Annotated in this window: 9 protein-coding genes and 2 pseudogenes; 9 read left to right on the forward strand and 2 right to left on the reverse strand. The window is 70.3% G+C overall.

The genetic code is table 11. The annotated features are described in order from the left end of the window. A partial coding sequence (locus tag GA0115240_RS13450; protein WP_256069798.1) for an SCO5717 family growth-regulating ATPase occupies positions 1-728 on the reverse strand: 728 nt, incomplete at its 3' end. Between the two features lie 431 nt (positions 729-1,159). Between GA0115240_RS13450 and rpsO the strand changes: the two genes are divergently transcribed. The 5 genes from rpsO to GA0115240_RS13475 all read left to right on the forward strand — a co-directional run bounded on the left by rpsO (position 1,160) and on the right by GA0115240_RS13475 (position 6,751). Further along, complete coding sequence (gene rpsO, locus GA0115240_RS13455; RefSeq protein ID WP_033173003.1) at positions 1,160-1,447, forward strand: 30S ribosomal protein S15; 288 nt, start codon at positions 1,160-1,162, stop codon at positions 1,445-1,447. A 445-nt stretch (positions 1,448-1,892) separates the two neighbouring features. Continuing rightward, positions 1,893-4,115 carry a polyribonucleotide nucleotidyltransferase gene (locus GA0115240_RS13460; RefSeq protein ID WP_093736913.1) on the forward strand — a complete coding sequence of 741 codons (2,223 nt, stop codon included), beginning with the start codon at positions 1,893-1,895 and terminating at the stop codon, positions 4,113-4,115. After that, the gene (locus GA0115240_RS13465) at positions 4,112-5,488 is read left to right on the forward strand and encodes a M16 family metallopeptidase (protein ID WP_093736914.1); all 1,377 of its coding nucleotides are present in this window, start codon (positions 4,112-4,114) and stop codon (positions 5,486-5,488) included. Before GA0115240_RS13460 ends, GA0115240_RS13465 begins: the two co-directional genes overlap by 4 nt. 45 nt (positions 5,489-5,533) lie before the next feature. Continuing rightward, a complete protein-coding gene (gene dapB, locus GA0115240_RS13470) occupies positions 5,534-6,304 on the forward strand; it encodes a 4-hydroxy-tetrahydrodipicolinate reductase (protein ID WP_093736915.1) in 771 nt (256 codons plus the stop codon). A gap of 6 nt (positions 6,305-6,310) precedes the next feature. Continuing rightward, the gene (locus GA0115240_RS13475) at positions 6,311-6,751 is read left to right on the forward strand and encodes a hypothetical protein (protein WP_093736916.1); all 441 of its coding nucleotides are present in this window, start codon (positions 6,311-6,313) and stop codon (positions 6,749-6,751) included. Positions 6,752-6,823: 72 nt separating this feature from the next. On the opposite strand, the gene GA0115240_RS13480 is transcribed toward GA0115240_RS13475, so the two are convergent. After that, on the reverse strand, positions 6,824-7,366 hold the full coding sequence (locus GA0115240_RS13480; protein ID WP_093736917.1) for a hypothetical protein: 543 nt from the start codon (positions 7,364-7,366) through the stop codon (positions 6,824-6,826). A 235-nt stretch (positions 7,367-7,601) separates the two neighbouring features. Here GA0115240_RS13480 and GA0115240_RS39210 point away from each other — a divergent pair. From GA0115240_RS39210 to GA0115240_RS13495, 4 genes and pseudogenes are all read left to right on the forward strand, one after another. Continuing rightward, a pseudogene (locus GA0115240_RS39210) lies at positions 7,602-8,126 on the forward strand (FAD-dependent thymidylate synthase); the annotation flags it as partial. Positions 8,127-8,333: 207 nt separating this feature from the next. Further along, positions 8,334-8,783: pseudogene (gene thyX, locus GA0115240_RS39215) on the forward strand (FAD-dependent thymidylate synthase); the annotation flags it as partial. 161 nt (positions 8,784-8,944) lie between these two features. Beyond that, positions 8,945-9,844 carry a 4-hydroxy-tetrahydrodipicolinate synthase gene (dapA, locus tag GA0115240_RS13490; protein WP_093736919.1) on the forward strand — a complete coding sequence of 300 codons (900 nt, stop codon included), beginning with the start codon at positions 8,945-8,947 and terminating at the stop codon, positions 9,842-9,844. Between the two features lie 209 nt (positions 9,845-10,053). Further along, positions 10,054-11,739 carry a ribonuclease J gene (locus GA0115240_RS13495; protein WP_093736920.1) on the forward strand — a complete coding sequence of 562 codons (1,686 nt, stop codon included), beginning with the start codon at positions 10,054-10,056 and terminating at the stop codon, positions 11,737-11,739. Positions 11,740-11,886 lie beyond the last annotated feature (147 nt).

Here is an 11,886-nt window from a genome sequence, read left to right on the forward strand (position 1 = left end):
GGAACTGGCGGCGGCAGCGGCGGCACCGGACCGTTCGGCACGCCGGGCGCCCAAGGCGTCGCGTCGGGAGGCGGCGCCGGCAGCGGTGTCCACACCAGCTCCCGCTTGGCCGGCTTCCCGGGATCCGACGCGCCCACGGACTCCGGTTCCTGTACGTGCCCGGGTCCCTGCTCGGGCTCGCGTTCGGGTGCGTCCCCCGATCCAGGCCCGGGCCGCGCCTCCCGCGTCGCCTCTTCCGGCTCGGGTTCCGATGCCGAGGCCGGCCGCTCGCGCTCGGGTGGGTCCGCCTCGGGCTCCCGGGGTTCGGGGATCGACGGTACGGACGTCGCCGACCAGGAGGGCGCGGCCGGCGCGGCGGCCGGACCCCCGCCGGCCACCGGCTCCGCGGCACCGGACCCTTCTGGCACCCCGGTGCCGGCCGCCGGCTCCGGGAAGGAGCCCGAGTCCGGGTCCCGGTCCAGGTCCAGGTCCGGGTCCGGGTCCGGGTCCGGGTCCGAGAGCGAGTCCGGGAACGAGTCCGAGGCGGCGCCCGCCTCCTTCTCCTCCTTCTCCTCCTCGTCCCGCTCGCCCGCCGGCCCGCCGCTGCCCGACGCGTCCTGCATGTACCAGGCCGGTAGCCGCGGTCCGAGGCTGAACTCACCCGTGACGTCACCGGTGTTGCCGGCCTGCGACGGATCCTCGACAGGGCCGTCCCCGCCCGCGCGGTTCTCGTCCCGATCGCTGCTCACAATGCCTCCTGGTCTGCGGCTTCGAACCGTCCTGCGAACCGTCGTGCGAATCGTCCTGCGAATCGTCCTGCGAACCCTCGTGCGAAAGGTCCTGCGAGCCATTTCGCGAACCGCCCCGCGGCGCCTTCGCCCACGCACCCCATGGCCGATTCCCCCCTCCCCGTTCAGGGCAAGACTAATCGCCGGGACCCGCTCGATGTCAGGCCCGCCTCCCACCCTGCGTGACGCGCTCCCTACCGGGCGCGTACCCCCGCACCACCGACCGTCCCCGGCGAGATGACCCGCGGGTAAGCACCTCGGTCCGGGCTGGTACTCTGGGTGACGGTCACGCGTGTGGTATCGCCGCGTAGCCGAGCCTCGCGAGTCACCTGAGACACCCCCGCGAAGAAGACCGGGGGCGCTCGGAGGCCACTGACACCCAAGGAGTCCGTATGTCGCTCGACGTCGAGACGAAGAAGCAGATCATCGCAGAGTTCGGCACCAAGGAGGGCGACACCGGCTCCCCCGAGGTCCAGGTCGCGCTCCTGTCGCGCCGGATCTCGGACCTGACCGAGCACCTCAAGACCCACAAGCACGACCACCACTCGCGCCGCGGTCTGCTCATCCTGGTCGGTCAGCGGCGCCGTCTGCTGCAGTACCTGGCCAAGAAGGACATCACGCGCTTCCGTGAACTCCGCGAGCGCCTCGGCATCCGTGCCGGCGCGGCGGGTGTCCGCTAAGACGCCGTGGAGGGGAGCGGTTCCCGTCGGACGGGGCCGCTCCCTTCGCCATATACGTCCCGGCGCGGCTTTACCGCGGCGCCGAACAGCCTTACCGAACAACTGAACAACCGAAGAGCTTCACCCGCGGTACCGCACGGTTTACCCCGTAGTTTCACCGCACAGCAAGGCACCACCGCGAAAACGCAACGGCCCCGTGTGCACCGGGCCACGGAACGCGCACATGACGTGCACAATCCGGGCCTCGTCTGGTGCAATGGTGCCGTTGACAACGAATGAGGAGGAGCGTCCTCCCTATCCGCCGCACACGCCGGTCCTCGGTAGTGGCCCCCGGGTGGTTCCACCCCCGGAGGCTTCGATCGAAGACCGGCCCTCGGCAGGACGCCCCTCCACCGATGGCCCGCGAGGACACGCCCCGCGGGCGAGGACGAGGAGAATCCCCATAGTGGAGAACGAGACCCACTACGCCGAAGCCGTGATCGACAACGGCGTCTTCGGCACCCGCACCATCCGTTTCGAGACGGGCCGCCTGGCCCGTCAGGCCGCCGGCTCCGCCGTGGCCTACCTGGACGACGACACCATGGTGCTGTCGGCCACCAGCGCCTCCAAGCAGCCCAAGGAGCACTTCGACTTCTTCCCCCTCACGGTGGACGTCGAGGAGCGCATGTACGCGGCCGGCCGGATCCCCGGCTCCTTCTTCCGCCGCGAGGGCCGCCCGTCCGAGGACGCCATCCTCACCTGCCGGCTGATCGACCGCCCGCTGCGCCCGTCCTTCGTCAAGGGCCTGCGCAACGAGATCCAGGTCGTCTGCACAGTCATGGCGCTCAACCCCGACCACCTCTACGACGTGGTCGCCATCAACGCCGCCTCCTGCTCCACGCAGCTGGCCGGCCTGCCCTTCTCCGGCCCCATCGGCGGCGTCCGCGTCGCCCTGGTCAAGGGCCAGTGGGTGGCGTTCCCGACCCACAGCGAGCTCGAGGACGCGGTCTTCGACATGGTCGTGGCCGGCCGGGTGCTCGACGACGGCGACGTCGCGATCATGATGGTCGAGGCCGAGGCCACCGCGAAGACGATCGCGCTGATCGAGGGCGGCGCCGAGGCGCCGACCGAGGAGATCGTCGCGAACGGCCTGGAGGCGGCCAAGCCGTTCATCCGGGTGCTGTGCAAGGCGCAGTCCGAGCTGGCCGTCAAGGCCGCCAAGCCCACCGGCGAGTTCCCGATCTTCCTGGACTACCAGGAGGACGTGTTCGAGGCGCTGGAGTCCGCGGTCACCGACGAGCTGGCGCAGGCGCTGACCATCCCGGGCAAGCAGGCCCGCGAGGCCGAGCTCGACCGGGTCAAGGGGCTGGCCGCCGAGAAGCTGCTGCCGCAGTTCGAGGGGCGCGAGAAGGAGATCTCCGCGGCCTACCGTTCGCTGACCAAGAAGCTGGTCCGCCAGCGCGTCATCCGCGACAAGGTCCGGATCGACGGCCGCGGTGTCACCGACATCCGCACGCTGGCCGCCGAGGTCGAGGCGATCCCGCGGGTGCACGGCTCGGCGCTGTTCGAGCGCGGTGAGACCCAGATCCTGGGCGTCACCACCCTCAACATGCTCCGCATGGAGCAGCAGCTGGACACGCTGGCGCCCGAGACGCGCAAGCGCTACATGCACAACTACAACTTCCCGCCGTACTCCGTCGGTGAGACCGGCCGGGTCGGCTCCCCCAAGCGCCGCGAGATCGGCCACGGCGCGCTCGCCGAGCGGGCCCTGCTCCCGGTCCTGCCGACCCGCGAGGAGTTCCCCTACGCGATCCGCCAGGTCTCCGAGGCGCTCGGCTCCAACGGCTCCACCTCGATGGGCTCGGTCTGCGCCTCCACCATGTCGCTGCTGAACGCCGGTGTGCCGCTCAAGGCCCCCGTCGCCGGTATCGCCATGGGCCTGATCTCGCAGGAGATCGACGGCGAGACGCACTACGTGGCGCTCACCGACATCCTCGGCGCCGAGGACGCGTTCGGCGACATGGACTTCAAGGTCGCCGGCACCAAGAAGTTCGTCACCGCCCTGCAGCTCGACACCAAGCTGGACGGCATTCCGGCGTCCGTGCTGGCCGCGGCCCTCAAGCAGGCCCGCGACGCCCGCCTGCACATCCTCGACGTGATGATGGAGGCCATCGACTCCCCGGACGAGATGTCCCCGAACGCGCCGCGGATCATCAGCATCAAGATCCCGGTGGACAAGATCGGCGAGGTCATCGGCCCGAAGGGCAAGATGATCAACCAGATCCAGGAGGACACCGGCGCCGACATCTCCATCGAGGACGACGGCACGGTGCTGATCGGCGCGACCGAGGGCTCCCAGGCCGAGGCCGCGCGCACCATGATCAACCAGATCGCCAACCCGACCATGCCCGAGGTCGGCGAGCGGTACCTGGGCACGGTCGTCAAGACCACCACCTTCGGCGCCTTCGTGTCGCTGATGCCGGGCAAGGACGGGCTGCTGCACATCTCGCAGATCCGCAAGCTGGCCGGCGGCAAGCGCGTCGAGAACGTCGAGGACGTCCTCGGTGTCGGCGCCAAGGTCCAGGTCGAGATCGCCGAGATCGACGCCCGCGGCAAGCTGTCGCTGATCCCCGTCATCGACGGCGAGGACGCCGGCGACGACGAGGCGAAGGACGAGTCGGCCCAGTGACGACCCGCTCCACCGCAGTGACGGCCCGCCCCTCCACCGAGGGGCGGGCCGTCCGCACGCGGACCCTCCTGCCGGGCACCGACGGCATCGGCACCGTCCGCCGCAGCGTCCTGCCCGGCGGCCTGCGGGTCGTCACCGAGACGCTGCCCACCGTCCGCTCGGCCACCTTCGGCATCTGGGCCGGCGTCGGCTCCCGCGACGAGACCCCGGCACTCGGCGGCGCCACCCACTATCTGGAGCACCTGCTCTTCAAGGGCACCCGGCGGCGCAGCGCGCTGGACATCTCCTCGGCCATCGACGCGGTCGGCGGCGAGATGAACGCCTTCACCGCCAAGGAGTACACCTGCTACTACGCGCGGGTGCTCGACACCGATCTGCCGCTGGCCATCGACGTGGTCAGCGACATGCTCACCTCCTCCGTCATCCGGCAGGAGGACCTGGACGCCGAGCGCGGCGTCGTCCTCGAAGAGATCGCCATGACCGAGGACGACCCCGGCGACGAGGTCCACGACCTGTTCACCTCCGTCCTGCTCGGCGACTCCCCGCTGGGCCGCCCGGTGCTGGGCACCGTCGAGACCGTCAACGCCCTCACCCGCGACCAGGTGGCCCGCTTCTACCGCAAGCACTACGACCCCACCCGCCTCGTGGTGGCCGCCGCCGGCAATGTGGACCACGACACCGTCGTACGGCAGGTGCGGCACGCCTTCGAGCAGGCCGGCGCCCTGCGCGACCCGGACGCCGAACCGCGCCCGCCCCGGGACGGATCCCGGACCATCCGCACGGCCGGCCGGGTCGAGATCCTGGACCGCCGCACCGAGCAGGCCCACATCGTGCTCGGCACACCCGGCCTGTCCCGTACCGACGAACGCCGCTGGGCGCTCGGCGTGCTCAACACCGCACTCGGCGGCGGCATGAGCTCCCGGCTGTTCCAGGAGATCCGCGAGAAGCGCGGGCTGGCCTACTCGGTCTACTCCTACACCTCGTCCTTCGCCGACTGCGGCCAGTTCGGGGTGTACGCCGGCTGCCAGCCGCGCCGGGTCCCGGAAGTGCTCAAGATCTGCCGGGACGAGCTGGCCCAGGTCGCCGAGCACGGCCTGACCGAGGAGGAGCTGCGACGCGCGGTCGGGCAGCTGTCCGGCTCCACCGTGCTGGGGCTGGAGGACACCGGGGCGCTGATGAACCGGCTCGGCAAGAGCGAGCTGTGCTGGGGCGACCAGCTGTCCGTGGACGACCTGCTGGCCAAGATCGCCGCGGTCACGCTGGACGACGTGAGCGCGGTGGCCCGTGAGGTACTGGGGCAGCGTCCCTCGCTGGCCGTCATCGGCCCGGTCAAGGACAAGCAGGCCGCCCGCCTGCAGGAAGCCCTTGCCTGATCCCCACCGACCGCAACCCCCCTGTGACCGGAGGACCGTAGAACGATGAGCAAGCTCCGTGTGGCCGTCATCGGCGCCAAGGGCCGGATCGGCTCGGAGGCGGCGCGCGCCGTCGAGGCGGCCGACGACCTGGAACTGGTCGCCGCGATCGACCGCGACGACCGGCTGGAGACGCTGGCCGAGGCCGACACCCAGGTCGCCGTCGACCTGACGCACCCCGACGCCGTGATGGACAACCTGGACTATGTCATCGGGCAGGGCATCCACGCGGTGGTCGGCACCACCGGCTGGACCCCGGTGCGGCTCACCGCCCTGGAGGAGCGGCTGGCCGCCGCACCGGGGGTCGGGGCGCTGGTCGCCCCGAACTTCTCCATCGGGGCGGTGCTCACCATGCGCTTCGCCCAGCAGGCGGCCCGCTGGTTCGAAAGCGTCGAGGTCATCGAACTGCACCACGACAAGAAGGCCGACGCGCCCAGTGGCACCGCCACCCGCACCGCGCAGCTGATCGCCGCCGCCCGCGCCGAGGACGGCCGCGCCCCGCAGCACGACCCCACCACCCACGGCCTGCCCGGCGCCCGGGGCGCCGAGGTGGACGGCGTACCGGTGCACTCGGTACGGCTGCGGGGCCTGCTCGCCCACCAGGAGGTGCTGTTCGGCGGCACCGGCGAGACCCTCACCATCCGGCACGACTCCCTGCACCACAGCAGCTTCATGCCGGGCATCCTGCTCGCTGTCAGGACCGTGCCCGGCGTGCCCGGCCTGACTTACGGGCTGGAGCACTTCCTGTCCGAGGACTCCCGGCCGGACGAGGACTGAACAGCGATGCGCGCCAAACTCAGCTACACCCTGTCCGCGGTCGCCCTGGTCTTCTACTTCGTCCTGGCCGGCGACCGGGGCATCCTGCTGATCGCCGACGGGCGCCCGGTCACTGTGGCCTTCGGTGTCGCGGTCCTGGTCCTGCCGCTGATCGGCGCCTGGTTCCTGTGGCACACCACGCAGTTCGCCCGGCACGCCGGGCGGCTGGGCCGCGAACTGGAGGCCGAGGGCGGCCTGCCGGTCGACGAGCTCGAACGCACCCCCAGCGGCCGGATCGTCCGCGACTCCGCCGACGCGGTGTTCGCCAAGCGCCAGGCCGAGACCGAGGCCGCGCCCGACGACTGGCGCAACTGGTTCCGGCTGGCCGTGGCGTACTTCGACGCCCGGGACACCCCGCGGGCCCGCAAGGCCATGCAGCGGGCCATCGCCCTGCACGACGGCAAGTAACCGGCGCCGTCGTACCACCGGCCACCCGGGTGAATCCGGGCGGCCGGTGGACGGGGTCGGGGCGGTTGTGCGTCAGCGCAGTTGCGCGGCCCAGCTCTCGATGGCGTCGGCCGCGATGTCGAACGCCTCGATCCGGCCCAGGAAGTCCGCGTTGTGGTCGGTGACCAGTGTCCGCAGCGGCTGCCCGCCGCGGCGGCTGACCACCAGTGCCTGCCCCTGCACCGTGCGCGGCAGCCCCAGCACCTTCACCGGCTGCTGCGCGGTGCGTACCGAGGTGACCCGGCCCCACGGCACGGTGACCGTGCCGAAATACCCCACCTGCCGAACGCCCTTGCCGCTCAGCCACACCCCGACCCGCAGCAGCCGCAGCGTGCCCGCGATCACCACCAGCCCCACCACCAGCACTCCCGCCGCCCCCGACACCCCGCCGGCCAGCGCCATGATCAGCGCGGCGAGCAGCAGGTACGAGGCCAGCATCAGGGCCAGGGCGGCGGTGGCCACCCGCCACGGGCCGGGCCGGTAAGGCCGCATCCAGCGGTCCTGAGCGGCGTGCGGCAGCGCTCGCCCGGTGGCGTACTCGTCATTGACGGCGGCGGAGCTGTGGGGCAGGGACACGCGGACAGTCCTCTTCCGGCTTCCGGATGGGGCGGACGGGGTGGGCTCTGACCGGTGAGGCTATCCGCCACGGCGACAACGGCCAACCTCCGGGTCGGCCTTGTCCCGAGACGTCCGCTGTCCGACCCAGCGCTTAGGCTTGGGCGCAGCCGAATTGGGGCCAGCAACAGGAAGGACCTCCGTGTCGACCGATCTGCCCGGCGAGCCCGACGCTCCCCTCCGGTTCCGTGACGACGTGACCGTCGAGCTCGTCAAACACAGTGCTTCGGACTCCGACGTGCTGTGGGCGGCCCGCGTCTCGACCGCGGGCGAGCAGTCCCTCGAAGAGCTCAGCAAGGACCCCGAGCGCTCCAAGGGCCTGCTGAACTACCTGATGCGGGATCGCCACGGCAGTCCCTTCGAGCACAACTCGATGACCTTCTTCATCAGCGCCCCGATCTTTGTCTTCCGCGAGTTCATGCGCCACCGCGCGGGCTGGTGCCTGGCCGGCGACACCGAGGTCACGCTGGACAGCGGGAGCGGCGACCCGCGCCCGCTGCCGATCGGGGAGCTCCACCGGCGCTGGCACCACGGCCCCGCGGCGGGCGGCGCTACCGAGGCCCGCGATCGCCAGACCCTCGACAGCCAGGTCCGCTGTTACGACGAGGACACCCTGCTGGCCGGGCGGACGCCGATCGTCGACGTGCTGGAATCCGGGGTCAAGCCGCTGCTGCGCATCACCACCGCCGCGGGCCGGACCCTGCGCTGCTCGGCCGACCACGCCCTCCTCACCCCGGACGGCTGGCGCAAGGCCGGCGAGCTGGCGGCCGGTGACGCGGTGCTGGCGGGGGACACCACCGGCCGGGCCGCGGCCGCGCTGCCCGATCCCATCGCCTCGGTCGCCGGCGACGGCGAGGAGATGACCTACGACCTCTCGGTGGCCGGTCCCTGGCACAACTTCCTGGCCGGCGGAATCATCGTGCACAACTCGTACAACGAGGAATCCGGGCGCTATCGCGAGTTGCAGCCCGTCTTCTACGTCCCCGGCCAGGACCGCAAGCTGGTGCAGGAGGGCCGCCCGGGCAAGTACGTCTTCGTGGACGGCACACCCGAGCAGCACAAGGGCGTCGTCGCCGCGATGGAGGAGTCGTACACGCAGTCGTACGCCGCCTATCAGGAGATGCTGGCCGCCGGAGTGGCCCGCGAGGTGGCCCGGGCCACACTGCCGGTGGGGCTGTTCTCCTCGATGTACGCGACTTGCAACGCGCGCTCGCTGATGCACTTCCTCGGCCTGCGCACCCAGCACGAGCTGGCCCGGGTGCCGTCCTTCCCGCAGCGGGAGATCGAGATGGTGGGGGAGAAGATGGAAGCGGCCTGGGCGGAGCTGATGCCGCTGACGCACGCGGCTTTCAACGCGAACGGCCGAGTCGCCCCTTGAAAAATGTCCGAAGCGTCCGGATTGCAGGCATTCATGAGGTTCATCTACGCTGCAGAAACGGACTTCGGCGTCGTCTGAACCCCCGAGCAGGCAACGCCGGAGTCCTTCTCCGCAGGTCCCAGGGCTGCGCCCCTGTCCACAGACCGAGTAGCGTGGGTTCCATGGTTGCCACCTCCACCTCCACGGCCCCCTTCGGCCGGGTTCTGACCGCGATGGTCACGCCGTTCACCGCCGACGGCGCCCTCGACCTCGACGGAGCCCAGCGGCTCGCCGAACACCTCGTGGACGCGGGCAACGACGGGCTGGTCGTGAACGGCACCACCGGGGAGTCGCCCACCACCAGCGACACGGAGAAGAACGACCTGGTCCGCGCCGTCGTCGAGGCCGTCGGTGACCGCGCCCACGTCGTGGCGGGCGTCGGCACCAATGACACGGCGCACAGCGTCGCCCTGGCCCGCCAGGCCGAGACCAGCGGCGCCCACGGCCTGCTCACCGTCACGCCGTACTACAGCAAGCCCCCGCAGGAGGGCCTGTACCGGCACTTCACCACCATCGCCGACGCGACGGGCCTGCCGGTCATGCTCTACGACATCCCCAGCCGCAGCGGTGTGCCCATCGACACAGAGACCATTGTCCGGCTGGCCGAGCACCCGCGTATCGTTGCCAACAAGGACGCGAAGGGCGACCTCACCGCCGCCAGCTGGGCGCTGAGCCGCAGCGGCCTCGCCTGGTACTCCGGCGACGACATGCTCAACCTGCCGCTGCTGTCCATCGGCGCGACCGGCTTCGTCTCCGTCGTGGCCCACCTGGTGGCCGGCGAGCTGCGCGCCCTGCTGGACGCGTACACCGGCGGCGACGTGGCCAAGGCCGCCGAGATCCACCAGCGACTGCTTCCCGTCTACACCGGCATGTTCCGCGCCCAGGGCGTCATCACCGTGAAGACCGCCCTCGCGCTGCGCGGACTGCCGGCCGGCCCGCTCCGGCTCCCTCTGATCTCCCTCGGCCAGGCCGAGACCGAGCAGCTCAGGAAGGATCTCGCCGCCGGCGGGGTACACCTCTGACAGGCTCCGACCCAGACTTCACAACTGAATACAGCCGGACACAGCTGGATACGAGCGCGTAGGTATCCGCATCTCTGTCCGACTTTTGACCGCATCCGCATACATTCTCAAGCACCTGAATACATCCGAACGCACACACGAAAGAATTATCGTCACGCACACCACGACGCCCCAGGACGGCTACGGGTGTGCGCGGTAGGGAGAAACTTTTGAGCCATCCGCATCCTGAACTCGGCCCACCGCGGAACCTGCCCGATGGCGGCCTGCGCATCACCCCCTTGGGCGGGCTCGGCGAAATCGGCCGCAATATGACCGTCTTCGAATTCGGCGGGAAACTGCTGATCGTGGACTGCGGCGTCCTCTTCCCCGAAGAGGAACAGCCCGGCATCGATCTGATCCTGCCCGACTTCACCTCCATCCGGGACCGGCTGAGCGACGTCGTCGGCATCGTCCTCACCCACGGCCACGAAGACCACATCGGCGCCGTGCCCTTCCTCCTGCGGGAGAAGGACGACATCCCGCTGATCGGCTCCAAGCTGACCCTCGCCCTGATCGAGGCCAAGCTCCAGGAACACCGCATCAGGCCGTACGCCCTGGAGGTCAAGGAAGGCGACCGGGAACGCATCGGCCCCTTCGACTGCGAGTTCGTCGCGGTCAACCACTCCATCCCGGACGCCCTGGCGGTCGCCATCCGCACCCCGGCCGGCATGGTCGTCGTCACCGGCGACTTCAAGATGGACCAACTGCCGCTCGACGGCCGCCTCACCGACCTGCCGACCTTCGCGCGGCTCGGGGAGGAGGGCATCGACCTGCTGCTCGCGGACTCCACCAACGCGGAAGTCCCCGGCTTCGTCCCGCCCGAGCGCGACATCAGCCAGGTCCTGCAGCACACCTTCGACAAGGCCGACAAGCGGATCATCGTCGCCAGCTTCGCCAGCCATGTGCACCGCATCCAGCAGGTGCTCGACGCCGCTCACCAACACGGCCGCAAGGTCGCCTTCGTGGGCCGCTCCATGGTCAGGAACATGGGCATCGCCCGCGAACTCGGCTACCTCAAGGTGCCGGGCAACCTGGTCGTGGACATCAAGGTGCTGGACGACCTCCCCGACGAGAAGGTCGTCCTCGTCTGCACCGGCTCCCAGGGCGAACCGATGGCCGCCCTGTCCCGGATGGCCGCCCGCGACCACCAGATCCGCATCGTCGAGGGCGACACCGTCATCCTCGCCTCGTCCCTCATCCCGGGCAACGAGAACGCGGTCTACCGCGTCATCAACGGCCTGACCCGCTGGGGCGCCAACGTCGTCCACAAGGGCAACGCCAAGGTGCACGTCTCCGGCCACGCCTCGGCCGGTGAGCTCCTGTACTTCTACAACATCTGCAAGCCGCGCAATCTGATGCCGATCCACGGCGAATGGCGCCACCTGCGGGCCAACGCCGAACTCGGCCAGCTCACCGGCATCCCCAAGAGCCGCTGCGTCATCGCCGAGGACGGCGTGGTCGTCGACCTGGTGGACGGTGTGGCCAAGATCGCCGGCAAGGTACAGGCCGGCTATGTCTACGTGGACGGTCTCTCGGTCGGCGACATCACCGAGTCCTCCCTCAAGGACCGCCGCATTCTCGGTGAGGAGGGGATCGTCTCCGTCTTCATCGTGGTCGACAGCACCACCGGCAAACTGGTCGGCGGCCCGAACATCCACGCCCGCGGATCGGGCATCGAGGACGAGGCGTTCGCCGCGGTCATCCCCAAGATCGAAGAGGGGCTGTCCCGTTCGGCCTCCGACGGGGTGATGGAGACCCGGCAGATCCAGCAGATCATCCGACGTGCCGTCGGTAAATGGGTCTCCGACACCTACCGGCGCCGGCCGATGATCCTCCCGGTGGTGGTTGAGGTCTGACGCCACGTCAACCTCCACAGACGGGGCGGGCCACCGGATTTGCATCCGGTGGCCCGCCCCATGTACGTTGGCACAACCGCCTCGACGAGACCCGCGGAAACGTGTGTCTCCGGAGCATGGCTCGAATTGAGGCTGGTAATTCCGACC

This window comes from Streptomyces sp. DvalAA-14 (assembly GCF_900091855.1).
GTDB lineage: Bacteria > Actinomycetota > Actinomycetes > Streptomycetales > Streptomycetaceae > Actinacidiphila.